23 protein-coding genes and 3 tRNA genes are annotated in these 22,924 nt (G+C 58.5%); 11 read left to right on the plus strand and 15 right to left on the minus strand.

Features of this window, described 5'->3' with window-relative positions:
* Positions 1-2 precede the first annotated feature (2 nt).
* The 6 genes from sufB (at position 3) to GT753_RS06945 (ending at position 6,536) form a co-directional block, all read left to right on the plus strand.
* Complete coding sequence (sufB, locus tag GT753_RS06920) at positions 3-1,499, plus strand: Fe-S cluster assembly protein SufB (RefSeq protein WP_004931367.1); 1,497 nt, start codon at positions 3-5, stop codon at positions 1,497-1,499.
* A gap of 43 nt (positions 1,500-1,542) precedes the next feature.
* On the plus strand, positions 1,543-2,289 hold the full coding sequence (sufC, locus tag GT753_RS06925) for a Fe-S cluster assembly ATPase SufC (protein WP_016927936.1): 747 nt from the start codon (positions 1,543-1,545) through the stop codon (positions 2,287-2,289).
* Positions 2,264-3,550, plus strand: a complete 1,287-nt coding sequence (gene sufD / locus GT753_RS06930; RefSeq protein ID WP_004931361.1) for a Fe-S cluster assembly protein SufD — start codon at positions 2,264-2,266, stop codon at positions 3,548-3,550. Before sufC ends, sufD begins: the two co-directional genes overlap by 26 nt.
* On the plus strand, positions 3,547-4,773 hold the full coding sequence (gene sufS, locus GT753_RS06935; RefSeq protein WP_015377719.1) for a cysteine desulfurase SufS: 1,227 nt from the start codon (positions 3,547-3,549) through the stop codon (positions 4,771-4,773). Before sufD ends, sufS begins: the two co-directional genes overlap by 4 nt.
* Before the next feature lie 36 nt (positions 4,774-4,809).
* A complete protein-coding gene (gene sufE, locus GT753_RS06940) occupies positions 4,810-5,226 on the plus strand; it encodes a cysteine desulfuration protein SufE (RefSeq protein ID WP_160125423.1) in 417 nt (138 codons plus the stop codon).
* A 296-nt stretch (positions 5,227-5,522) separates the two neighbouring features.
* Positions 5,523-6,536 carry a L,D-transpeptidase family protein gene (locus GT753_RS06945; RefSeq protein WP_004931356.1) on the plus strand — a complete coding sequence of 338 codons (1,014 nt, stop codon included), beginning with the start codon at positions 5,523-5,525 and terminating at the stop codon, positions 6,534-6,536.
* Between the two features lie 142 nt (positions 6,537-6,678).
* Here the strand turns inward: GT753_RS06945 and GT753_RS06950 are convergent, their stop codons facing one another.
* The 7 genes from GT753_RS06950 to GT753_RS06980 all read right to left on the minus strand — a co-directional run bounded on the left by GT753_RS06950 (position 6,679) and on the right by GT753_RS06980 (position 11,285).
* A complete protein-coding gene (locus GT753_RS06950; RefSeq protein ID WP_004931354.1) occupies positions 6,679-6,915 on the minus strand; it encodes a major outer membrane lipoprotein in 237 nt (78 codons plus the stop codon).
* Between the two features lie 308 nt (positions 6,916-7,223).
* Positions 7,224-8,636: a pyruvate kinase PykF gene (pykF, locus tag GT753_RS06955; RefSeq protein WP_004931353.1), complete on the minus strand. Its 1,413-nt coding sequence runs from the start codon at positions 8,634-8,636 to the stop codon at positions 7,224-7,226.
* A 394-nt stretch (positions 8,637-9,030) separates the two neighbouring features.
* Positions 9,031-9,336, minus strand: a complete 306-nt coding sequence (locus tag GT753_RS06960; RefSeq protein WP_015377721.1) for a cupin — start codon at positions 9,334-9,336, stop codon at positions 9,031-9,033.
* A gap of 119 nt (positions 9,337-9,455) precedes the next feature.
* Positions 9,456-9,532, minus strand: a tRNA-Val gene (locus tag GT753_RS06965).
* Between the two features lie 20 nt (positions 9,533-9,552).
* Positions 9,553-9,629: transfer RNA gene (locus tag GT753_RS06970), tRNA-Val, on the minus strand.
* A gap of 20 nt (positions 9,630-9,649) precedes the next feature.
* Positions 9,650-9,726 (minus strand) — tRNA-Val (locus GT753_RS06975).
* A 182-nt stretch (positions 9,727-9,908) separates the two neighbouring features.
* Complete coding sequence (locus GT753_RS06980) at positions 9,909-11,285, minus strand: MATE family efflux transporter (RefSeq protein ID WP_015377722.1); 1,377 nt, start codon at positions 11,283-11,285, stop codon at positions 9,909-9,911.
* Between the two features lie 239 nt (positions 11,286-11,524).
* Between GT753_RS06980 and GT753_RS06985 the strand changes: the two genes are divergently transcribed.
* Positions 11,525-12,175: a riboflavin synthase gene (locus GT753_RS06985; RefSeq protein ID WP_004931347.1), complete on the plus strand. Its 651-nt coding sequence runs from the start codon at positions 11,525-11,527 to the stop codon at positions 12,173-12,175.
* A 54-nt stretch (positions 12,176-12,229) separates the two neighbouring features.
* Positions 12,230-12,523, plus strand: a complete 294-nt coding sequence (locus tag GT753_RS06990) for an I78 family peptidase inhibitor (protein ID WP_004931344.1) — start codon at positions 12,230-12,232, stop codon at positions 12,521-12,523.
* 74 nt (positions 12,524-12,597) lie between these two features.
* On the opposite strand, the gene cfa is transcribed toward GT753_RS06990, so the two are convergent.
* Together cfa and punC are read right to left on the minus strand one after the other, a co-directional pair.
* Positions 12,598-13,749 (minus strand): cyclopropane fatty acyl phospholipid synthase, encoded by a 1,152-nt coding sequence (gene cfa, locus GT753_RS06995; protein WP_004931341.1) that lies wholly within the window; start codon positions 13,747-13,749, stop codon positions 12,598-12,600.
* 344 nt (positions 13,750-14,093) lie between these two features.
* Entirely contained in the window at positions 14,094-15,305 is a 1,212-nt protein-coding gene (gene punC, locus GT753_RS07000) for a purine nucleoside transporter PunC (RefSeq protein WP_160125424.1), read from the minus strand.
* A 123-nt stretch (positions 15,306-15,428) separates the two neighbouring features.
* Here punC and punR point away from each other — a divergent pair, with 123 nt between their 5' ends.
* On the plus strand, positions 15,429-16,373 hold the full coding sequence (gene punR, locus GT753_RS07005; RefSeq protein ID WP_004931338.1) for a DNA-binding transcriptional activator PunR: 945 nt from the start codon (positions 15,429-15,431) through the stop codon (positions 16,371-16,373).
* Here the strand turns inward: punR and purR are convergent.
* Positions 16,370-17,395 (minus strand): HTH-type transcriptional repressor PurR, encoded by a 1,026-nt coding sequence (purR, locus tag GT753_RS07010; RefSeq protein WP_004931336.1) that lies wholly within the window; start codon positions 17,393-17,395, stop codon positions 16,370-16,372. The genes punR and purR overlap by 4 nt on opposite strands.
* A gap of 324 nt (positions 17,396-17,719) precedes the next feature.
* Here purR and GT753_RS07015 point away from each other — a divergent pair, with 324 nt between their 5' ends.
* The gene (locus tag GT753_RS07015; RefSeq protein ID WP_004931335.1) at positions 17,720-17,809 is read left to right on the plus strand and encodes a YnhF family membrane protein; all 90 of its coding nucleotides are present in this window, start codon (positions 17,720-17,722) and stop codon (positions 17,807-17,809) included.
* Between the two features lie 64 nt (positions 17,810-17,873).
* Here GT753_RS07015 and sodB read toward each other — a convergent pair whose 3' ends face one another.
* Both sodB and GT753_RS07025 read right to left on the minus strand, forming a co-directional pair.
* Entirely contained in the window at positions 17,874-18,452 is a 579-nt protein-coding gene (gene sodB / locus GT753_RS07020) for a superoxide dismutase [Fe] (RefSeq protein WP_021505464.1), read from the minus strand.
* Between the two features lie 199 nt (positions 18,453-18,651).
* A complete protein-coding gene (locus GT753_RS07025) occupies positions 18,652-19,470 on the minus strand; it encodes a C40 family peptidase (RefSeq protein WP_004931330.1) in 819 nt (272 codons plus the stop codon).
* Between the two features lie 416 nt (positions 19,471-19,886).
* Between GT753_RS07025 and GT753_RS07030 the strand changes: the two genes are divergently transcribed.
* Entirely contained in the window at positions 19,887-20,234 is a 348-nt protein-coding gene (locus tag GT753_RS07030) for a Grx4 family monothiol glutaredoxin (protein WP_004931329.1), read from the plus strand.
* Positions 20,235-20,301: 67 nt separating this feature from the next.
* Here the strand turns inward: GT753_RS07030 and rnt are convergent, their stop codons facing one another.
* The 3 genes from rnt to GT753_RS07045 all read right to left on the minus strand — a co-directional run bounded on the left by rnt (position 20,302) and on the right by GT753_RS07045 (position 22,917).
* A complete protein-coding gene (gene rnt / locus GT753_RS07035; RefSeq protein ID WP_016927925.1) occupies positions 20,302-20,985 on the minus strand; it encodes a ribonuclease T in 684 nt (227 codons plus the stop codon).
* 79 nt (positions 20,986-21,064) lie between these two features.
* A complete protein-coding gene (gene gloA, locus GT753_RS07040; RefSeq protein ID WP_004931325.1) occupies positions 21,065-21,472 on the minus strand; it encodes a lactoylglutathione lyase in 408 nt (135 codons plus the stop codon).
* Between the two features lie 341 nt (positions 21,473-21,813).
* Complete coding sequence (locus GT753_RS07045; protein ID WP_004931322.1) at positions 21,814-22,917, minus strand: alkene reductase; 1,104 nt, start codon at positions 22,915-22,917, stop codon at positions 21,814-21,816.
* Between the last annotated feature and the right edge of the window lie 7 nt (positions 22,918-22,924).

The following is a 22,924-nucleotide window of genomic DNA, read 5'->3' on the forward strand; positions in this document are numbered from 1 at the left end:
ACATGACACGAAGCAATGTAGAAATGCCTAATGAAGTGCAGGCTTGGGTCAGCGAAGGTCGCTACAAAGAAGGTTTCTTCACCCAGCTGGCAACCGATGAGTTGGCCAAGGGCATCAACGAAGAGGTGGTGCGCGCCATCTCGGCCAAGCGCAACGAACCCGAGTGGATGCTGGAATTCCGCCTCGAGGCTTATCGCGCCTGGCTGCAGATGGAAGAGCCGCACTGGCTGAAGGCCAATTACGAACGCTTGAACTATCAGGACTACAGTTACTATTCGGCGCCGTCCTGCGGCAGCTGCGACGATGCATGCGGTTCGCAACCCGGCGCCGAGCAGCAACCGGGCGCGGCGACGGAAAAAGATTACCTGACCAGCGAAGTGGAGCTGGCGTTCAACCAGCTCGGCGTGCCGGTGCGCGAGGGCAGCGAGGTGGCGGTGGACGCCATCTTCGACTCGGTCTCGGTCGCCACCACCTACCGTGAAAAACTGGCGGAGAGCGGGGTGATCTTCTGTTCGTTCGGCGAAGCGATCCAGGAATACCCGGATCTGGTGCGTCAATACCTGGGGCGCGTGGTGCCGTCCAACGATAACTTCTTCGCTGCGCTGAACGCCGCGGTGGCCTCCGACGGCACCTTCGTCTATGTGCCGAAAGGGGTGCGCTGCCCGATGGAGCTGTCGACCTACTTCCGCATCAACGCCGCCAAAACCGGCCAGTTCGAGCGCACCATCCTGATCGCCGACGAAGGCAGCTACGTCAGCTATATCGAAGGCTGTTCCGCCCCGGTGCGCGACAGCTACCAGCTGCACGCGGCGGTGGTGGAAGTGATCCTGCATAAAGACGCCGAAGTGAAATACTCGACGGTGCAGAACTGGTTCTCCGGCGGCGAGAGCAAGGGCGGTATCCTCAACTTCGTCACCAAGCGCGCGCTGTGCGAAGGCGCCGGTTCGAAAATGTCCTGGACCCAGTCGGAAACCGGCTCGGCCATCACCTGGAAATACCCGAGCGTGATTTTGCAGGGCGACAACTCGATCGGCGAATTCTTCTCGGTGGCGCTGACCAGCGGCCATCAGCAGGCAGATACCGGCACCAAGATGATCCACATCGGCAAAAACACCAGGTCGACCATCATCGCCAAAGGCATCTCCGCCGGCCACAGCGAGAACACCTATCGCGGCCTGGTGAAAATCCTGCCGGGGGCGGAAAACGCCCGTAATTTTACCCAGTGCGACTCGATGCTGATCGGGCCGGACAGCGGTGCCCACACGTTCCCTTACGTTGAAGCGCGCAACAACAGCGCTCAGCTGGAGCACGAAGCCACTACCTCGAAGATCGGCGATGACCAGCTGTTCTACTGCCTGCAGCGCGGCATCAGCGAGGATGACGCCATTTCGATGATCGTCAACGGTTTCTGCAAGGACGTTTTCTCCGAGCTGCCGCTGGAGTTCGCCGTCGAGGCGCAAAAACTCCTGGCCATCAGCCTGGAACACAGCGTGGGTTAATCGCCGCATTTTTAGTGCCGTCGGCGCTATCTGAGGACACAGCATGTTAAGCATCAAGAATTTGAAAGTCAGCGTGGAAGGCAACGAGATCCTCAAGGGATTGGATCTGGAGATCAAACCGGGCGAAGTGCACGCCATCATGGGGCCGAACGGCTCGGGCAAGAGCACGCTATCCGCCACGCTGGCCGGGCGTGAAGAGTACGAAGTGACCGAAGGGGAAGTCACCTTCAAGGGCAAGGATCTGCTGGAGCTGGATCCGGAAGATCGCGCGGGTGAGGGCGTGTTTCTGGCCTTCCAGTACCCGGTGGAGATCCCCGGCGTCAGCAACCACTTCTTCCTGCAGACGTCGGTCAACGCGGTGCGCAAATACCGCGAGCAGGAGCCGCTGGATCGCTTTGACTTCGCCGATTTCATCGAAGAGAAAATCGCGCTGCTGGATATGCCGGCCGATCTGCTGACCCGTTCGGTCAACGTCGGCTTCTCCGGCGGTGAGAAAAAGCGCAACGACATTCTGCAGATGGCGGCGCTGGAGCCGGATCTGTGCATTCTCGATGAAACCGATTCGGGCCTGGACATCGATGCGCTCAAAATCGTCGCCAACGGCGTCAACTCGCTGCGGGACGGCAAGCGCGCCTTTATCATCGTCACCCACTATCAGCGCATTCTGGACTACATCCAGCCGGATTACGTACACGTGCTGTCCCAGGGGCGCATCGTCAAATCCGGCGATTTCTCGCTGGTGAAACAGTTGGAGGAGCAGGGCTATGGCTGGCTTACCGACCAACAGTAATTCAAACGCGCTGCAGCAGCTGTATCGCCTGTTCGAAGGGCGCGGCGGCGAGCGTTCGCCGCATGCGCTGGCGCACTGGCAGCAGGCGCTGCGCCTCGGCTGGCCGACGCGCAAGCATGAAAACTGGAAATACACGCCGCTGGAGAGCCTGCTGGAGCAGCAATTCCTCGAGCCGCAGCCCGCCCCGGTGAGCGCAGAGCAGCTCGATGCGCTGGCGCTCGGCATCGATGCCTGTCGGCTGGTGTTTATCGACGGCCGCTACAGCGCCGCGCTGAGCGATGGCGACCTGGGCGACTACCAGTTCGAGTTGACCGCCTATGGCACGCCTCAGGCGTTGCCGGAGCCGATCCAGCCGGAGATTTTTCTGCACCTGACCGAAAGCCTGGCGCAGGAAACCAGCCTGATCCGCCTGCCGGCCGGCAAGATCCCTGCACGCCCGCTGTATCTGCTGCACATCAGCAGCGGACGCGGCGCCGCCGGGGAAGTGAACACCGTGCATCACCGCCATCATCTGGAGATCGGGCGCGGGGCTGAGGCGGAAGTGATCGAGCACTACGTCAGCCTGGGCGAGGCCGCACATTTCACCGGCGCGCGCCTGACCGCCAATGTGGCGGACAACGCCGGGCTGTTGCACTGCAAGCTGGCGTTTGAGAGCCAGCCAAGCTACCACTTTGCTCACAACGATCTGGTTATCGGCCGCGACGCGCGGGTGAAAAGCGACAGCTTCCTGCTGGGCGCCGGCCTGACGCGGCACAACACCAGCGCGCAGTTGAACGGCGAAGGCGCGAATCTGGTGATCAACAGCCTGGTGCTGCCGGTGGGCAAAGAGATTTGCGATACCCGCACCTATCTGGAGCACAACAAGGGCTATTGCGAAAGCCGCCAGCTGCATAAAACCGTGGTCAGCGATCGCGGCAAGGCGGTGTTCAACGGCATGATCAAAGTGGCCAAGCACGCGATCAAAACCGACGGCCAGATGACCAACCATAACCTGCTGTTGGGTAAGGTGGCGGAAGTGGATACCAAGCCGCAGCTGGAGATCTACGCCGATGACGTCAAGTGCAGCCACGGTGCTACCGTGGGGCGCATCGATGAAGAGCAGCTGTTCTATCTGCAGTCGCGCGGCATCGACAAGCACGCGGCGCAGCAGATGATCATCTTCGCCTTCGCCGCCGAGCTGACCGAAGGCATCGCCAACGACACCATCCGGGAACGGGTGCTGGCGCGCATCGCCCAGCGCCTGCCGGGGGAGGCTGCATGAGTTATCCGATTGAACGCGTACGCGGCGATTTCCCGCTGTTGGCGCGTGAGGTGAACGGCCAACCGCTGGCCTATCTCGACAGCGCCGCCAGCGCGCAGAAACCGCAGGCGGTGATCGACCGCGAGCTGGAGTTCTACCGCCACGGGTATGCGGCGGTGCATCGCGGTATCCACACCCTGAGCGCCGAGGCGACTCAGCAGATGGAAGCGGTGCGGGAACAGGCGGCGCGCTTTATCAATGCTGCCTCGGCGGAAGAGATGGTGTTCGTCAAGGGCACCACCGAAGGCATCAATCTGGTGGCCAACAGCTTTGGCCGCCACCTGCTGCAGCCGGGCGATGCGATTCTCATCACCGAGATGGAGCACCACGCCAACATCGTGCCGTGGCAGATGCTGGCGCAGGAGCGCGGGTTGCAGCTGCGGGTGTGGCCGCTGCAGCCGGACGGCACGCTGGATCTGGCTCGGTTGCCGGAACTGGTCGACGCGTCCTGTAAACTGCTGGCGCTGACCGAGGTCTCCAACGTGCTGGGCACCGTCAACCCGGTGCGCGAGATCATCGCCCGTGCCAGAACCCTGTCACCGGATCTGACGGTGCTGGTGGACGGCGCGCAGGCGGTGATGCACCAGCGCGTCGATGTCCAGGCGCTGGACTGCGATTTCTACGTGTTTTCCGGCCATAAGCTGTATGGCCCTTCCGGCATCGGCATGCTGTATGGCCGCCAGGCGTTGTTGCAGCAGATGCCGCCGTGGGAAGGGGGGGGCTCGATGATCCGGCAGGTCAGCCTGACGGCGGGCACCACCTTCGCCGATCCGCCGTGGCGCTTCGAGGCCGGTTCGCCGAACACCGCCGGCATCATGGGGCTGGGCGCGGCGTTTGATTACGTCGAAGCCTTGAGCCTGAATGCGATCCACGATTATGAACAGTCGCTGATGCATTACGCGCTCGAGGCGCTCAAGCAGGTGCCGACGCTGAAAATCTATGGTCCGGCGCATCGCGCCGGGGTGATCGCCTTCAATCTGGGAGAGCACCACGCCTATGACGTCGGCAGCTTCCTCGATCAGTACGGTATCGCCATTCGCACCGGCCATCACTGCGCGATGCCGCTGATGGCGTTTTATCAGGTGCCGAGCATGTGCCGTGCTTCGCTGGCGTTATATAATACCCGCGAAGAGGTGGACCGGCTGGTGGCCGGGCTGCAACGCATTCATCAGTTATTAGGTTAGGCTGGGGCGTGTCCCCGGCGGTACAAAAGGATCCCCATGGCGAATTTGCCGGACAAAGATAAATTGGTGCGTAATTTCTCCCGCTGTCTGAACTGGGAGGAGAAATACCTGTACGTGATTGAACTCGGCGCTAAATTGCCGCCGCTGGACGAGGCGGAGCGGCAGGCCGCCAACCTGATCTCCGGCTGTCAGAGCCAGGTGTGGATCGTGATGCGCCGCGATGAGCAGGGGCAGGTCGAGTTTCACGGCGACAGCGACGCGGCGATCGTCAAAGGGTTGCTGGCGGTGGTGTTCATTCTTTATCGCCAATTGACGCCGCAGCAGATCGTCGATCTCGATGTGCGGCCGTTTTTCACCGAGCTGGCGCTCAGCCAACATCTGACGCCTTCGCGCTCGCAGGGGCTGGAGGCGATGATCCGCGCCATTCGCAGTAAAGCGGTGCAGCTGGCCTGATCCATAACGCCTTCATCCTCAAGACTCATTGATACCTTTGCTTTGTCAATGAGTCTTTACAATTCACGGTTTTCCTCCGGGCAACGCGCCCAATTCAGTGATATTTCAGCAGCTTAACTGTTGACGTTTCGTTGACAATCAATGACGGCGATTACGTTATAACGTGTTGATTTTTAGAGGACTTATTGCCTTTGATACCAGCGTTGCTAGTATTAATCAGGTATTGTCTGATTTACCCACCACCTGGCGCTCGTTAGCCTTGTGGGCGAACCGTCATAAAAAATATAGGGATGATAATGAAACGTGCGTTGAGTTTAATGGGCATGGTCTTCGCCACCGTATTGGCCGGCACGCAGGCCGCCAGTGCGACCGAGTACCCGCTGCCGCCGCCGGACAGCCGTCTGATCGGCGAAAACACCACTTATACCGTGCCAAACGACGGCCGCCCGCTGGAAGCCATCGCCGCTGACTACAAGATCGGCCTGCTGGGCATGCTGGAAGCCAACCCCGGCACGGATCCGTTCCTGCCCAAGCCGGGTACGGTGCTGACCATTCCGACCCAAATGCTGCTGCCTGACACCAAGCGTGAAGGGATCATCGTCAACCTGGCCGAGCTGCGGCTTTATTACTACCCGAAAGGCGAGAACAAAGTGATCGTCTATCCGATCGGCATCGGCCAGACCGGGATGCACACGCCGCTGGAGGTGACCTCCATCAGCCAGAAGATCCCTAACCCGACCTGGACGCCCACCGCCAACATCCGCAAGCGCTATCAATCCCAGGGCGTGACGCTGCCTGCGGTGGTGCCGGCCGGCCCTGAGAACCCGATGGGGCTGTTCGCCCTGCGTCTGGCGATGGGGCGCGGTGAATACCTGATCCACGGCACCAACGCCAACTTCGGTATCGGCATGCGCGTCAGCTCCGGCTGCATTCGCCTGCGTCCGACGGATATCGAGGCGCTGTTCAACATGGTGCCGCGCGGTACGCGGGTGCAAGTGATCAACGATCCGGTGAAGATTTCCGTTGAGCCGGACGGCAAACGCTATGTGGAAGTGCACCAACCGCTGTCGCGGGTGGAAAGCGACGATCCGCAGACCATGCCGATCGCGTTGTCTAAAGCGGAGAAAGCCTTTGCGGCCGATGGTCAGACCGATCGCGCCGTATTCGATAGCGCGGTTGTACGCCGTTCTGGCATGCCGGTGCTGGTCAACGTAGGGGAGAGTCCGTCTGCGGTGAGTTTGACACCTGCAGCGGCTCCTGCGGCGAATAAGAGCCCATTCAAGGCAGCGCCAATCAGTTCGGTGAACTAAGTTTGCAGGATTGAGCGGTCGAAGAGGGGTTCAGCGTGCTGAACCTCTTTTTTTTGCCTGCCGTGCAGGAACCCCCCTGGCTGGCGAACAGACAAAAAAAAACGGCGCACAATGTGCGCCGTTTTCAATAACCAAAGCTATCTTACTTTTTGTAAGCGTGAGCTTGGTTGTCCAGACGCTGGTTAGCGCGTGCTGCGTCGTCTTTAGCAGCTTGAACGTCAGAACGCATTGCGTTCACGTCGTTGCTCAGCTGATCAACTTTAGCGTTCAGAGTCTGAACGTCAGAAGACAGTTGATCGATTTTAGCGTTGCTAGAGCAGCCAGCCAGCAGAGTGGAACCCAGGATTACCGCGCCCAGTACCAGTTTAGTACGATTCATTATAACACCCTCTAGATTGAGTTAATCTCCATGTAGCGTTACAAGTATTACACAAACTTTTTTCGAAAGAGAATAATTTTTTAGTGTTGAGGTGCTTTATTTTGATCGTTCGCTCAAACTTGCATCTGGTTTTACAAATTAGTTAAAAAAACGAGGGAAAACAGCCGGCTTCCATGGGACTACTCCGATTCTTTATTAGCTAAATAATGAGCGGATCGCGGTTGCGTTTTGAGAAAAATAGTTTACTGCTGATAAAAAAAACGCCGCAAAGCGGCGTTTTGATCAAGACAATTATGTCACGTTTTATATTACAGCACGTGTACCGAGGCCGTGTTGGTGGTGCCGCTCGGCACCAGCGCGCCAGAGACCATCACCACGACGTCGCCTTTCTGCGCCAGGCCGCTGGCCAGGGCGGCTTCTTTACCGATGCGGTAGAAGTCGTCGGTGGAGGCGATTTCCTTGACCATCTGCGGGATGACGCCCTTGCTCAGCACCAGCTGATGCGCGGTAGTCTCATTGGTGGTCAGCGCCAGGATCACCGCGTTCGGGAAGTATTTACGCACGGATTTTGCCGACTTGCCGCCGCTGGTGGCGACCACGATCAGCGGCGCGTCCAGTTTCTCGGCGGTTTCAACCGCGCCGCGGCACACCGCTTCGGTGATGCGCAGCTTGCGACGATCGTTCAGGGTGTCGATACGGCTTGGCATCACGCGATCGGTACGCTCGCAGATGGTCGCCATGATGTTGACCGCTTCCAGCGGGTATTTGCCCTTTGCGCTCTCGCCGGACAGCATGACGGCATCGGTGCCGTCCAGGATGGCGTTGGCAACGTCGCCGGCTTCCGCGCGGGTAGGGCGCGGGTTTTTGATCATGGAATCGAGCATCTGGGTGGCGGTGATGACCACTTTACGCGCACGGTTACATTTCTCGATCATCATCTTCTGGGCGAAGATCACTTCTTCTACCGGGATTTCAACGCCCAGATCGCCACGGGCAACCATGATGCCGTCGGACGCTTCGAGGATTTCGTCGAAGTTGTTCAGGCCTTCCTGGTTTTCAATCTTGGAGATGATCTGGATCTGCTCGCCGCCGTGGGCTTTCAGGTGCTCGCGGATCTCCAGCACGTCGGAGCGTTTACGGATGAAGGACGCTGCCACGAAGTCGACGCCTTGCTCGCAGCCGAAGATCAGGTCGCGTTTGTCTTTCTCGGCCAGCGCAGGCAGCTGGATGGACACGCCCGGCAGGTTAACGCCTTTGTTCTCGCCCAGGTCGCCGTTGTTCAGCACCTTACAGATGACTTCGTTCTCGGTCACGTTGGTGACTTCCATGCCGATCAGGCCGTCGTCAACCAGCACGGTGTTGCCGATCTTCAGGTCGGCGGCGAAGCCGGCGTAGGTGACCGCCACGCGCTCGCTGTTGCCGATCACGCTCTGGTCAGTGGTGAAGGTGAAGGTTTGGCCGGCGACCAGCGAGGCGTCTTTGCCGCCTTCCAGTTTCATGGTGCGAATTTCCGGGCCTTTGGTATCCAGCAGGATGCCGGCGTTGATACCGGTTTTCGCCATCACGGCGCGCATGTTCTTGATGCGGTTGCCGTGCTCTTCATAGTCGCCGTGAGAGAAGTTGAGACGCATCACGTTCATGCCCGCATTGAGCAGGTTGGTCAGCATTTCTTCCGATTCGGTTTTTGGACCGATGGTACAAACAATTTTGGTCTTTTTCATGGCGGAGTTTTCTACAAGTTGTGATGGATAAAAAAACGAATTTGACCGGCGCGGTTTACGCCGGTAGGGAATTTGGGCCGTGCCTGGTGGTGAAAAACATAGTTAAGGATAGGTGACGACAGTTGAAGTGGGGCGGAAAAATTCAGCCCGCGCGGGGGCGCGGGGATGCTGCGCAACGGGGTAAGATCACATCGTGTTGTTATTGCGTTTTCGCAGATCAAGGGCTGAAACCATTCAACTGATAGACGTTGCGCATTATAAAGGCTAAGCGGCGGGAAACAAAATAAAAAACCGCGGCGGTGCGGCGGATAGAGCAAAACGGGGCTAAATGTGGCGCAAATGCAACGCGTTGCGGGCCGCTTGTTGCGCAAATAACCTTGCTGTAAATGCAGGTTTAACGCGTTTGGGGAATTTCCAGCAGCGTGCCAGCGCTCAGGCAGAAGCAGCCGCTGGCGACGTTGGCCGGCAGGGTAAGGCTCTCACCGGCACGTACTATCCGGGTGTCGCCGCCGAGGGTGAACTCGAATTCGCCGGATATCACCCGGGTTTGCAGCGCGTGCGCGGGCTTTTGCAACTGGCCGAAGGCGCCGGCCTCGAAACGCACTTCCGCCGCCGGCGAACCGTCGCTCATCACGCCTTCACGGCGGGCAAGGCCATTGTCGAGCGGCAAAAAGGCGGTTTTGGCGGTGAAGGTGGTCATGTGGCGTTCCTGATGGCTGATGGCGGTAGTTCGGCGCAATTGACATGAAAAATCGAACGGTCGGGCAGAGACGATACAACGGGAAGTATAACGTGACAGGGAGAGATGAATCAGCAATATGGTGCGTCCGAGTGGACTCGAACCACCGACCCCCACCATGTCAAGGTGGTGCTCTAACCAACTGAGCTACGGACGCACTGCACTGCTTCTGAAATTTGGTGCGTCCGAGTGGACTCGAACCACCGACCCCCACCATGTCAAGGTGGTGCTCTAACCAACTGAGCTACGGACGCACTGTACTGCTTCAGGAATTTGGTGCGTCCGAGTGGACTCGAACCACCGACCCCCACCATGTCAAGGTGGTGCTCTAACCAACTGAGCTACGGACGCATCTTTTCCTGTCTGTCATGGCTGACAGCGGGGACGAATATTAACGAGCTACCCGCGCGCTGGCAAGGGGAAAAGCGCAATTTTATTCGGTATTTCACGCGATTGCTGAGGTTGTGCGCAGTCCGGCGTTTTTTTCCGCAAACCGCAGCCCGGCCGGGGAGGAAACCGGCCGGGCTGCGGGTTCAGCGTGTGGATCGCTGCAGGATGACGGTGGTCGGCTGTTTCTGCAGCCAGCGCATGCGCAGCGCCATCATGATGGCGGCGAAGGTCAGTCCGATGATAAAGCCGATCCAGAAACCGCTTGGCCCCATCGCCGGCACCAGCGCATCGGTTAACGCCAGCAGATAGCCGCTCGGCAGGCCCAAAACCCAATAAGCGATAAAGGTGATGAAGAAGATCGCGCGGGTATCTTTATAACCGCGCAGCACGCCGCTGCCGATCACCTGGACCGAATCCGAGATCTGGTACAGCGCCGCCAGCAGCATCAACTGCGAGGCCATCGCCACCACCGCCGGGCTGTCGTTGTACAGCAGGGCGATCGGTTCGCGGAAGGTGGCGGTAAACAGCGCGGTGCAGACGGCCATGGTGATGCCGACGCCGATGGCGGAGTAAGCGGCGACGCGCGCGCCTTCGACCGAACCTTCCCCCAGACGATAACCGACGCGGATGGTGGCGCCGACGCCCAGCGACAGCGGCAGCACGAACATCAGCGCGCTGAAGTTAAGTGCGATCTGGTGGCCGGCGACCGCGACGATCCCCAGCGGTGAAACCAGCAGCGCCACCACCGCGAACAGCGTGACTTCGAAGAACAGCGCCAGCGCCACCGGCATGCCGATGCCGATCAGGCGCCTTAGCGCCGCCCAGTCAGGGCCGCCGAGATCGCCGGCCTGGCGTTTGATGTCGCGCTGCGACGGCGCGCGCTTCACGTACCAGCGCATCATCAGGAACATGATCCAGTAGACGCTGCCGGTGGCGACGCCGCAGCCGACGCCGCCCAACTCCGGCATGCCGAACTTGCCGTAGATAAAGATGTAGTTGATCGGGATATTCACCAGCAGGCCGAGGAAGCCGATCACCATGCCGGGTTTGGTTTTGGACAGCCCCTCGCACTGGTTGCGCATCACCTGGAAGAACAGGTAACCCGGCGCCCCCCACATGATGGCGTGCAGATAGCCGACGGCTTTATCCGCCAACTGCGGATCGATGTTGTGCATCATGTCGATGACGAACTTGCAGTTATACAGCACGACGATCAGCAGCACAGAGACGCCGAAGGCCAGCCAGAAGCCCTGACGCACCTGATGGGCGATGCGATCGCGACGGCCGGCGCCGTTGAGCTGGGCGATAACCGGGGTCAGCGCCAGCAGCAGGCCGTGGCCGAACAAAATGGCCGGCAACCAGATCGAGGTGCCGACCGCCACCGCCGCCATGTCGGTGGCGCTGTAAGCGCCGGCCATGATGGTATCCACCACGCCCATGGCGGTTTGTGATATTTGCGCGATGATGACCGGGATAGCGAGAGCCAATAAACTACGCGCTTCAATTAAGTACTTCTGCACGCATACACCTTTTCTATTTATATATGTGGGAGGGAGGGCTGCCGCGAGAGGACAACAATTAAAATAGCGGAATTTTGTCAAAAAGATTGTACCTGCTCGGCGTCGTTAAGCAAACGCCGCAGATAAATAGTTATTAAATGCGCAGCCATTCTTTTTTTGCCGTCGCGGATTTGGTTTTCAGCGCCAACTGGGGCAAACTGCCGGTAGCGTTTTAACCTATTCAGCAAGAAGAGGCACATATGTTCACCGGTATCGTACAAGGCACCGCGCCGCTGGTCGCCATTGATGAGAAACCCAATTTCCGCACCCACGTGATCGAAATGCCTGCCGAGCTGCTGCCGGGGCTGGAGCTGGGCGCGTCGGTGGCCCACAACGGCTGCTGCCTGACCGTCACCGCGGTGGAAGGCAACCGCGTCAGCTTCGATTTGATCAAAGAAACGTTGCGCCTGACCAACCTCGGCGATCTGGCGCTGGGCGACATCGTCAATATCGAGCGCGCGGCGAAGTTCAATGACGAAATTGGCGGCCATTTGATGTCCGGCCATATTATCTGCACGGCGGAAGTGGCCAAGATTTATACCTCGGAAAATAACCGCCAGGTATGGCTGCGCATGCCGGATGCGGAATTGATGAAATATGTGCTGCACAAAGGTTTCATCGGCATCGACGGCATTAGCCTGACCATCGGCGAAGTGGTGAATAACCGTTTCTGCGTGCACCTGATCCCGGAAACGCTGGATCGCACCACGCTGGGTAAAAAACGCCTCGGCGACAAGGTGAACATCGAGATCGATCCGCAAACGCAGGCGGTGGTGGACACCGTCGAGCGCGTGCTGGCCAATCGGGAAGCGACGTTAGCCGCGGCGATGGCGCCGGCGCACAAAGACTGACAGCGATTCTGGCGTGACCGCCGGCATCGAATCATAAGCAGAGAGGAGAAACGCGTGAAGTTTTATGGGAAAACGTTGTTGTTAACCGCGTTGCTGGCGCTGAGCGCTTGCAGCAGTTCGCCTGAGCAGGGCGCGGGCGCGCAAATGGCCGATGCGGACGATACCTGCGGCGCTTCGCAGTATCAAAATTTTGTCGGCAAACCGATGACCTCGCTGGAAGGCGTGCGGATCGACGGCAAGGTGCGAGCCATTCCGTACAACTCTGCCGTCACCATGGATTTCAACCTGCGCCGTCTGAACTTCCTTGGCGACAGCGACGATAAAATTATTCGCGTTTATTGCGGTTAACCCGCAGGGTTCGAAAGAGCAAAAAAAAAAGCCCCGGCGAAGATGTTGCCGGGGCTTTTTTATCGGGAAAGCGTTCAGCGGGCGACGCGAATGCCGCCTTCAACGCCTTTCGGGCTGAACACCACCTGCCATAACTGCAGATCGCGCGCCCGGAACGCGCCGGCGCAGGCGTTCAGGTAATAGCTGAACATCCGTTCGAAGCGTTCGGAATAGCGCTCGGCGAGCTGCGGCCACGCCTGTTTGAAGCGCTCGAACCAGGCCATCAGCGTGCGATCGTAGTCGGCGCCGATGTTGTGCCAGTCTTCCATCACGAAATGGCCTTCGCTGGCCTCGGCGATATGCCTCACGGAGGGCAGGCAACCGTTCGGGAAGATATATTTGTTGATCCAGGGATCGACGTTCATGTCGGTCTTGTTGGAGCCGATGGTGTGCAGCAGGAACAGGCCGTGCGGCGCCAGATTGCGCTCCACCACGTCGAAATAGGTGCGGTAGTTTTTCGGCCCGACGTGCTCGAACATGCCGACCGAGACAATGCGATCGAACTGCTGGTGCAGATCGCGGTAATCCTGCAACAGGATCTGCACATCCAGCCCGGCGCAGCGCGCCTGAGCCAGCTTCTGCTGTTCGGCGGAAATGGTCACGCCGACCACCGACACGCCGTAATTTTTCGCCGCATAGGCGGAAAGGCCGCCCCAGCCGCAGCCGATGTCCAGCAAACGCATGCCCGGCTGCAGCTGCAGTTTCTCGCAGATCATCCGCAGCTTGGCTTCCTGCGCTTCCTCCAGCGTGGTGGCGTCTTTCCAGTAGCCGCAGGAATACTGCATGTAAGGATCGAGCATCAGGGTAAACAGATCGTTGCCGAGATCGTAATGTTCTTTGCCGACGATCCAGGCGCGCTTTTTCGATTGCAGATTGGTCAGGCGCGCGGCGGCGATACGCAGGGTATCTTTCAGGTGGTGGGGGAGTTTCTTCTCCAGCCCGGCGCTGACCACGCGCTGGAAGAACATATCCAGCCGCTCGCACTCCCACCAACCGTCCATATAGCTTTCGCCCAGGCCCAGGGATCCTTGCTGCAAAACGCGTTTAAAGAATTCGGGATTTTTAACCTGAATATCGAAAGGGCGCGATCCGTTGATTTCGATACCGGCCAGACCGAGCATTTCGTGCGCGATACGGTACCACTGGTTATCCTGGATGCTCAGATCTTCTATACACGATGAACTCATAGCTTCTCCATCACCTTCTTCTGACTGATGACCCGTTAGGAAACAGCTTAGACAATTTCTGCGGGTGCATACCTATACCAACGGGAAATAAGCCCGCGGCGTCTGATATCCGACTATGAACAGAGGAAATTTAAAGAAACGGCCCGACGCAAACGGCGCAGGATAAACGCCCCTTTAAAAAAAGAGTGTGACGCAAGGCGCGTACACAATAGCTGATTGAGATATAGAGATTATAAGGTGTTACTTTACAAGGTTGTTTTTGAGTATAGGCGTGCCGAGGCGTTGACTCAACTGTAAATCGCACTCGGCACACATATTCTTTAAGTGATTATTAATCTTGGCAATTATGACGCTGAGTTAGCATGTTCCCGCTGTGCCTTTTGCTGCGCATCGGCCGCTTTTCCCCGCTGCAGGAAATAACCCAGCGCGGCCAGGACTACCGTAGATACCATCACCGTCACCGTCGCCAACAGCGGCTGGGCAATAAACGCCGACACCAGCATGCTTGCCACAAAACACAGCCCCAATTGCAGCGTATTTTGCAGCGCGGCGGCTTTGCCGCTGCTTTCCGGGAACGGCATCAGCGCATTCGCCACCATGATCGGGTAGCCGGCGCCGTTGACCAGCGCCATCACGCAGAACGGGATCAGCAGCGTGGTGAGCGTCGGATTGGCCAGGGTCGCCACCAGATACAGCGCCACCATGCTGACACCATAAGCTACCAGCAGCCACGGCAGCAGAGTTTTGCCATTGATGCGCTTAAGCGCGGCGCGGCAGCCGTAGCCGCCCAGCAGGAAGGCCAGCGTTTGCGGCACATAGCTCAGACCGATGTCGCTCGGGCTATAGCCCATATCGCCGAGGATGAACGGCGAACCGGTCAGCCAGGCGAAGAAACCGGCCGAGCTGGCGGCGTACATAGCGACGTTGCCGCTGAACACCGGAGATTTCAACAGTTGCCAGAAGCTGGCGCCGTTTTTCGGCGCGTCGGCGGCGGGGGGCGTTTTGGCGCGCTCTTTGAGCAGCAGCGTCGGCAGCAGCAGCAGTGCGGTGATCACCAACAGCGCGGCGAAGATCGCACGCCAGCTGGCGTGGTTCAGCAGCCAGGCACCAAGCAGCGGCGCCAGCGCTGGTGACAGCGCCACCAGCGGCATGATGGTGGCGAACACGCGGTTGGCCTGGCCTTCGCGATAGCGGTCGACCACCAGCGCTTGCCAGATGGCGGTGGCGGAACAGACGCCGACGGCCTGAATAAAGCGCAGTATCCAGAGCTGCACGGCATTTTCTACCCACAGCATGCCCAGGCAGCCGAGCGCGAACAGCGTCAGGCCAATCAATAATACCGGTTTGCGGCCCAGTCGGTCGGAGAGGGGCCCCCACAGCAGTTGCGCGAAGGCGAAGCCGGCCAGAAAGATGCTCAGGCTGGCGCTGACCGCGCCGGCGGAAATTTGCAGTTCCTCCCGCATGGCGCCGAAGGCGGGCAGGTACATATCGGTCGCCAGATAACCCAGCATGCTCAGGCCGGCGAGGTAGAACATAAAGCCAAAAGAATTTCGCATGGTATTTCTCGTTAATATTTTAGTGTCGCAGGTTTTTAGCGCCGGCCAGTGTATCCGGCTGGATCTCTGCTTGTGAAACGGTAATATTTGCAAAGTGCTGTTAAAAAAATTGAAGGCAAAGCGATGTGGTCTGAATATTCTCTTGAAGTTGTTGACGCGGTCGCGCGCACCGGCAGTTTCAGCGCGGCGGCGCAGGAGCTGCACCGGGTGCCGTCGGCGGTGAGCTATACCGTGCGGCAACTGGAACAATGGCTTGCGGTGCCGCTGTTTGAGCGGCGTCACCGTGATGTGGAGTTGACGCCGGCCGGCGCGCTGTTTATCAAGGATGCGAGAGTTGTTATCAAAAAAATGCTCGACACCCGTCGCCACTGTCAGCAGGTGGCCAACGGGTGGCGCGGCCAGCTGAATATCGCAGTCGACATCATCGTCAAACCCCAGCGCAGCCGCCAGCTGGTGCTGGATTTCTACCGCCATTTCCCCGATGTTGAACTGATGCTGCAACCCGAAGTGTTCAACGGCGTTTGGGATGCGTTGGTGGACGGCAGGGTGGACATGGCGATCGGCGCCACGCGCGCGGTGCCGGTCGGCGGCGGCTTTGCCTTCCGCGATATGGGCTACATGAACTGGCTGTGCGTAGTCAGCCCACAGCATCCGCTGGCGCAGCTGGCAGGGCCGTTAAATGACGATCGGTTGAGGCCGTACCCTGCGCTTTGTCTGGAAGACACCTCGCGCAATCTGCCCAAGCGCGTCACCTGGACGCTGGATAACCAGCGGCGGCTGGTGGTGCCGGACTGGACATCGGCGCTCGACTGTCTGTGCGCCGGGCTGTGCGTCGGCATGATGCCGGCGCATCGGGCGCTGCCGCTGGTGCAGCGCGGTGAGCTGAAGGCGTTGCAGCTGCAGCAGCCGTTTCCCGCCAGCCCTTGCTGCCTGACCTGGCAGCAGGATAAACCGTCGCCGGCGATGAGTTGGCTGCTGGCGTATCTGGGCGATGGCGAGACGCTGAATCAGGAGTGGCTGAGCGAGGCGGCGCCGGAAGCCGTGCAGGCTTCCGGCTCAGGGGATTAGCGGCGGTAGTCGATGAACGGACCGTCGGCGACCGAACGGCGTTCCACCAGCTTCGGATGCACTTCGATCACCTGCGATTCTTCGCGCTTGCTGATGATGCGATCCAGCAGCATGGTGAAGGCCATTTCTCCCAGGCGCTCTTTAGGCTGGTGAATGGTGGTCAGCGCTGGAGTGAAGTAGCGGGCGTTGCGCACGTTGTCATAGCCGATCACGGAAATATCCTGCGGCACTCGCAGCCCCAGCTCATCAGCGGCGCAGATGGCGCCCATCGCCATGATGTCGCCGCCGCAAAATACCGCGGTCGGCCGCTGTTTTTGCGACAGGATTTGGTGCATCGCCTTGTAGCCGGACTCCGGCTCGAAGTCACCCTGGACGATCCACTCTTCGCGAATGTCGATATGCGCTTCCTGCAGCGCCTTCATAAAGCCCTGATGACGACCGCCGCCGGTGTTGCGCGACAGCTGGCCCGGGATGGCACCGATATCGCGGTGACCGCGCTCGATCAGGTAACGGCCGGCCAGATAGCCGCCTTCGAACGCGTTATCGATGATGGTGTCGGTGAAGTCGCCGCGCGCGGCGCCCCAGTCCATCACTACCATCGGGATATTACGGTAGTCCTCCAGCATGCCCAGCAGTTGATCCGGGTATTCGGAACACATGACCAGCAGGCCGTCGACGCGCTTTTGCGCCAGCATCGCCAGGTAGGCGCGCTGCTTGTCCAGATTGTTATGCGAGTTGCACAGGATCAGGGTGTAACCTTTGCTGTAGCAGCTGTTTTCCACCGCCTCGATCACTTCGGCAAAATAGGGCGCTTCGCTCGAGGTGGCCAGCAGGCCGATAGACTTGGTGTGATTGACTTTCAGGCTGCGCGCCACGGCGCTCGGCGAGTAGTGCAGCTCTTTGATCGCGGCCCACACGGCCGCTTTGGTCTCTTCGGCGACGAAACGAGTCTTATTGATGACGTGCGAAACGGTGGTGGTGGAAACGCCCGCGCGTTTGGCCACATCTTTAATCGTTGCCATGTAAGGAATGACTCCTGAACTCACATGTTTACAGCATGTAAGTGTGATGTTAATCGTTTGCCTACGTAGATCCTTCTCCAGAGAAGCGAAAACTGAGTTTTTAGTGTGTTGAAGTCTTCAGCGCTTAATCAGGAGGGGCATGGATGCCGGTACGCAGTTGTGAACTGCGAATTTTGTCGCATATTGAACAAAAGTGGAAGAGGTAATCGAGATTATAAACCGGGAAATGATAACAAGATTTTATCGGCGAACTGTGGGAAAATGATTTGACGTACTAATTGTGCGCCTTTTATCCTTAGGAAAGCCCATTTTAAAGGAGTTGTCATGGATACCGATCTGAAGATGTCTCTGTTCACTACCGTCGGCGCGTTGGCGATGATCATCGCTTTCAGCTTTGTCGCCGCGTTGAACTGATCTCCCGCCAGTTATAAAAAAGGCGCAGCCTGGCTGCGCCTCATCACTTCGGCAAGGCCTGCGTTTACGCCAGGTTTTCCGCCGCAAATTTCCAGTTGACCAACGCCCAGAAGTTTTCCAGGTATTTTGGACGCGCATTGCGGTAATCGATGTAATACGCGTGTTCCCACACGTCAACGGTCAGCAGCGGTTTATCTTCACCGGTCAGCGGAGTTGCCGCGTTGGAGGTGTTGACGATCGCCAGCGCGCCGTCCGGTTTTTTCACCAGCCAGGTCCAGCCGGCGCCGAAGTTTTTCACGGCGGCATCGGTGAACTGCTCTTTGAACGCAGCGAAAGAGCCGAAGGATTTGACGATCGCCGCCGCCAGTTCGCCCTGCGGTTCACCGCCGCCCTGTGGCGACAGGCAGTGCCAGTAGAAGGTGTGGTTCCACACCTGCGCGGCGTTGTTGAACACGCCGCCGTTGGAGGTCTTGATGATCTCTTCGAGCGATTTACCCTCGAACTCGCTGCCTTTCACCAGGTTGTTCAGGTTAACCACGTAGGTATTGTGGTGTTTGCCGTAGTGGTATTCCAGGGTCTCGGCGGAGATGTGCGGCTCGAGCGCGTTTTTCTCATACGGTAATGCAGGTAATTCAAACGACATTGCTTCCTCCTTTACAGCGCCACTTTCTTCCCGCCCAGGCGGGAGCCAGATGGGCCGTTTTTTATTGTGGTCATTCAATCTTAACAATTTTCATCATAAAAAACAGGAGGAAAAGCGAGAAATGCGCGTGGGGGAGTGCGATGGGCGATAGCTTGAGCAGGCGGTTGCGACCGGGGCCGCAACCGCGCAGAACAGGGAATTAACGGATGGTTTTCGGCGTCACTACGCGGCGTGCGCCGATGTAATGGTTTTGCCAATAGTCGTTGTCGAGCTGGCTGATGCGGATCTCTTCGCCGGTGCGCGGCGACTGGATGAATTTGCCGTTGCCGAGATAGACGCCGACATGGTCCGCCACGCCGCGGTTGTTGATGCGGAAGAACACCAAATCGCCGCTTTCCAGTTCGCTTTTCTTGATCGGCGCCGCGTCGCGAAGGTGATACATTTCGTTGGCGGTGCGCGGCATCTTGATTTTCACCACGTCCTTATAGGCGTAATAGATAAGGCCGCTGCAGTCGAAGCCGGTGCGCGGCGAGCTGCCGCCCCAGCGGTAAGGCTTGCCCATCTGATCCATCAGCTTGGCCATCGCGGTCTGTTTGGCATGCTGGTAACGTTTTTTGTGCGCCGGGCTGAGTTTTAACGGCTTTTCTTCACGCGCCAGTTTGGCGGTGGCCATACCGGCGTCGCGGTGGCGGCCATAGCCTTTTTTATAGCCCTTTTTCGGCGGGGTGACTTTAATCTTGGCGGTTTTCTGCGCTTTGGCCTTGGGTTTGGCGCTGACGATCTTTTTCGCGCTTTTCTCGCTTTTGGCCTTGGCGGTCTTGGTTTTTTTCTCGGGGGCCGTCACTTTGGCTTTTTTGGCGGCTTTATCCGCTTTCTTTTTTCTGCGGTCATCGGGCCGCGCTTCATTAGCATGGCTTTTACGCTGCTCGGCGGCAACGCGCGCCTGTGGCGCAGCGTGCGCCAAATTGAAGAAGAGCTGCGTAAACAGCAGCGCAAAGAGCGTAAGAATTAAACGCATGTCGACGTCACCAACCTTGGCCCCGAAACGGATATCGAAAGAGTTACAGTATTCCCGAACTTCACCATATAAAACAGCGAAGAACTCATAAATAATAATCCATATTGTGAGAAAACGTTAATGACATTTTTTTTGGTTTAAAATCAGCCTGTTGATGTATAAAAAAGCGCCAGGCGACGGTGGCGGATATAATTAAGCCGCGCCGGCATCGCGGCGCAATATATTAGTGAAATGGTCGGATTAAAAATGTTATTCTCAACGTATGTTTTGACCGGAATGACGTGGCCGGTGAAACGCGATCGGCGGCGGGCGAATATCCTTGCAAAAGATGGCGTTTTCTTGCGACTGTTCCAGCCGCTACAATAGCCCGCGTGATGCATGTTGTAGCCATGAAATGTGGCTTGAGGAAGCAATAAATGACGACGACACTTGAAAAAATTCAGCACCAGATCGCTGAAAACCCGATTCTGCTTTACATGAAAGGTTCGCCAAAGCTGCCGAGCTGCGGCTTTTCCGCGCAGGCTGTGCAAGCGCTGTCCGCCTGCGGCGAGCGTTTCGCCTATGTGGACATTTTGCAGAACCCGGATATCCGCGCCGAGCTGCCAAAATACGCCAACTGGCCGACGTTCCCGCAGCTGTGGGTAGATGGTGAGCTGGTCGGCGGTTGCGATATCATCATCGAGATGTATCAGCGCGGCGAACTGCAGCAACTGATCAAAGAAACGGCAGAAAAGTATAAAGCGCAGGAAGACCAGCAGTCTTAATCGACGGGCTTGCGATTATCGCGTAACGGGCGGCGCCAGTGTAACTGGGCCGCCTTTTTTGTTGGTTTTATTCGGCGAGATCGCCGGCGGGCAGCGGCCAGCCGCCGAGACGTTTCCAGCGGTTAACCAGCTCGCAAAACAGCAGGGCGGTTTGCTCGGTGTCGTACAGCGCGGAGTGCGCCTGGCTGCTGTCGAACGGCATGCCGGCGGCGATGCAGGCTTTGGCCAGCACCGTTTGCCCCAGCACCAGGCCGCTCAGCGCGGCGGTGTCGAAGGTGGCGAACGGATGGAACGGGTTGCGCTTCAGGCCGGCGCGTTCGGCCGCGGCCATCAAAAAGCTGTGATCGAAGTTGGCGTTGTGCGCCACGATAATGGCGCGATTGCAACCGCGATCCTTGAGCCCTTTGCGCACCGCTTTGAAAATGGCGTGCAGCGCGTCATATTCGCTGACCGCGCCGCGCAGCGGATTGTGCGGATCGATGCCGTTAAACGCCAGCGCTTCCGGCTGCAGGTTGGCGCCCTCGAAAGGCTCCACGTGGAAGTGCAGGGTTTCGTCCCGCTGCAGCCAGCCGTCCTCATCCATTTTCAGCGTGACGGCGGCGATCTCCAGCAACGCATCGGTATTGGCGTTGAAGCCGGCGGTTTCAACATCTATTACTACGGGATAAAACCCACGAAAACGACCACTCAGGGCGTTAAGATCACTTTTCTCGGCCATCAGTTTCTTATCTTCATCGAATGCAGCGCGCATTATGGCAAATTTTGCGCCCGGTTGCAGGCGCTATCGCGCGGAGAATCAGCAGGGCGCCAACGCGCCCTGAAGGGGAGGCTTAGTGGCCGAGGCCCTGACCGGCGTGTTTGTTTTCGATCAGCTCGATTTTGTAGCCGTCCGGATCTTCGACGAAGGCGATAACCGTGGTACCGCCTTTCACCGGGCCGGCTTCGCGGGTGACTTTGCCGCCGGCGCGACGGATGCTGTCGCAGGTGGCGGCAACGTCATCCACGCCCAGCGCCAGGTGGCCGAAGGCGGTGCCCATATCGTAGCTGTCGGTGCCCCAGTTATAGGTCAGTTCGATAACTGCGCCTTCGCTCTCTTCCGTATAGCCGACGAAAGCCAGGGAGTATTTGTACTCCGGGTTTTCGCTGGTGCGCAGCAGGCGCATGCCTAATACCTTGGTGTAGAAGTCGATGGCGCGTTGCAGGTCACCGACGCGGATCATGGTATGGAGTAAGCGCATAATTCCTCTGAATTGACTGTGCCGTGGCAGACGGCGGGTGGATTGAAGCACAAGCGAGTATAGCCTTGTCCCGCAAGGGAATTCAACGTGACGAACTGGTGACAATGTCACTTTGTGGTCTCGCGTCGAGGGTGTCTAAATATTGATCGAGTGTACCGATCGATACAGAGTAATTGATCTGCACAATCAATTATCTATTCCAGCGGCGATCGTGTAAAAATCGAACGGCAATAAAGATCAACACCAGGGAACAGCGGCCCGCCTCGTGCGGGCCTTTTTGCTTTGCGCGCGACGCATAAAAAACGGCCATGCGATTGCGTGGCCGTTGGGGTCAGGACAGATTACTTCGCCAGAAACGGATAGTCGGTATAGCCTTCGGCGCCGCCGCCGTAGAAGGTTTCCGGCTTAGGTTCGTTCAGCGGGGCGTGCTGGCGGAAACGCTCTACCAGATCCGGGTTGGCGATGTAGCTGCGGCCGAAGGCCACCGCGTCGATGAAACCTTTTTCGATCAATGCTTCGGCTTTTTCGGCGGTGTAGGCGCCGGCACCGACGATCACCCCTTTAAAGTGGGCGCGCACCGAGTCGCGGAAGGCGTCGGAATACGGTTTGCCGCCGGCCCAGTCAGGTTCGGAGATGTGCAGGTAAGCGATATTGCGCTTATTCAGCTCTTCCACCAGATACAGCGCTGCTTCTTCCTGATCTTCGCCGTTGTCCAGCCCGTTGAACGGCCCCAGCGGCGAGATACGGATACCGATGTGTTCGGCACCCCATTCGGCGATGGTGGCGTCGACCACTTCCAGCGTCAGGCGGGTGCGATTCTCAATGCTGCCACCGTATTGATCGGTACGTTGGTTGGAAGCCGGCGACATGAACTGGTGCAGCAGATAGCCGTGGGCAGCATGCAGTTCGATGAAGTCGAAACCGGCTTCGCGCGCGTTGGCGGTTGCTTGGCGGAAATCGTTGATGATGCCCGGGATCTCGCTGGTTTCCAGCGCGCGCGGCGTGGAGGTCGGCACGCGCACCCAGGCGCCGGTTTCATCACGCACGGTGGTGCGGGTTTCGGCGTTGATGGCCGAAGGTGCGACCGGCGCTTGCCCGCCTGGCTGCAGGCTGGCGTGGGAAATGCGGCCTACGTGCCACAGCTGCACGGCGATGTGGCCGTTGTTGTCATGCACTGCCTGCGTGATGTTTTTCCATGCGGCGATCTGCTCCGGCGTATGCAAACCGGGCGCGCCGGCGTAGCCTTTCGCCTGGAAGGAAACCTGGGTCGCTTCGGTCACGATCAGGCCGGCGCTGGCGCGCTGTGCGTAATATTCCGCCATCAGCGGCGTAGGAATATCGCCCGGCTCGATGCTGCGCAAACGCGTCAGCGGAGCCATAAACACGCGGTTGGGCAGGGTGATGGCGCCAACCTTCAGCGGAGAGAGCAATTTTTCAGTCTTCATAGTGCAT

It is taken from the genome of Serratia sp. Z4 (assembly GCF_009900725.1).
Lineage (GTDB): Bacteria > Pseudomonadota > Gammaproteobacteria > Enterobacterales > Enterobacteriaceae > Serratia > Serratia nematodiphila.

Bases quoted from the DNA above. Each gene is read 5' to 3' on its own strand.
- purR (WP_004931336.1), bottom strand. From the start codon at position 17,395: ATGGCAACGATTAAAGATGTGGCCAAACGCGCGGGCGTTTCCACCACC.
- GT753_RS06960 (WP_015377721.1), bottom strand. From the start codon at position 9,336: ATGACCACCTTCACCGCCAAAACCGCCTTTTTGCCGCTCGACAATGGC.
- GT753_RS07025 (WP_004931330.1), bottom strand. From the start codon at position 19,470: ATGCGTTTAATTCTTACGCTCTTTGCGCTGCTGTTTACGCAGCTCTTC.
- sufS (WP_015377719.1), top strand. From the start codon at position 3,547: ATGAGTTATCCGATTGAACGCGTACGCGGCGATTTCCCGCTGTTGGCG.
- sufD (WP_004931361.1), top strand. From the start codon at position 2,264: ATGGCTGGCTTACCGACCAACAGTAATTCAAACGCGCTGCAGCAGCTG.
- cfa (WP_004931341.1), bottom strand. From the start codon at position 13,749: ATGAGTTCATCGTGTATAGAAGATCTGAGCATCCAGGATAACCAGTGG.
- GT753_RS07045 (WP_004931322.1), bottom strand. From the start codon at position 22,917: ATGAAGACTGAAAAATTGCTCTCTCCGCTGAAGGTTGGCGCCATCACC.
- GT753_RS07015 (WP_004931335.1), top strand. From the start codon at position 17,720: ATGGATACCGATCTGAAGATGTCTCTGTTCACTACCGTCGGCGCGTTG.
- sufC (WP_016927936.1), top strand. From the start codon at position 1,543: ATGTTAAGCATCAAGAATTTGAAAGTCAGCGTGGAAGGCAACGAGATC.
- rnt (WP_016927925.1), bottom strand. From the start codon at position 20,985: ATGCGCGCTGCATTCGATGAAGATAAGAAACTGATGGCCGAGAAAAGT.
- punR (WP_004931338.1), top strand. From the start codon at position 15,429: ATGTGGTCTGAATATTCTCTTGAAGTTGTTGACGCGGTCGCGCGCACC.
- sufB (WP_004931367.1), top strand. From the start codon at position 3: ATGACACGAAGCAATGTAGAAATGCCTAATGAAGTGCAGGCTTGGGTC.
- GT753_RS06945 (WP_004931356.1), top strand. From the start codon at position 5,523: ATGAAACGTGCGTTGAGTTTAATGGGCATGGTCTTCGCCACCGTATTG.
- punC (WP_160125424.1), bottom strand. From the start codon at position 15,305: ATGCGAAATTCTTTTGGCTTTATGTTCTACCTCGCCGGCCTGAGCATG.
- GT753_RS07030 (WP_004931329.1), top strand. From the start codon at position 19,887: ATGACGACGACACTTGAAAAAATTCAGCACCAGATCGCTGAAAACCCG.
- GT753_RS06950 (WP_004931354.1), bottom strand. From the start codon at position 6,915: ATGAATCGTACTAAACTGGTACTGGGCGCGGTAATCCTGGGTTCCACT.
- GT753_RS06985 (WP_004931347.1), top strand. From the start codon at position 11,525: ATGTTCACCGGTATCGTACAAGGCACCGCGCCGCTGGTCGCCATTGAT.
- gloA (WP_004931325.1), bottom strand. From the start codon at position 21,472: ATGCGCTTACTCCATACCATGATCCGCGTCGGTGACCTGCAACGCGCC.
- sodB (WP_021505464.1), bottom strand. From the start codon at position 18,452: ATGTCGTTTGAATTACCTGCATTACCGTATGAGAAAAACGCGCTCGAG.
- sufE (WP_160125423.1), top strand. From the start codon at position 4,810: ATGGCGAATTTGCCGGACAAAGATAAATTGGTGCGTAATTTCTCCCGC.
- pykF (WP_004931353.1), bottom strand. From the start codon at position 8,636: ATGAAAAAGACCAAAATTGTTTGTACCATCGGTCCAAAAACCGAATCG.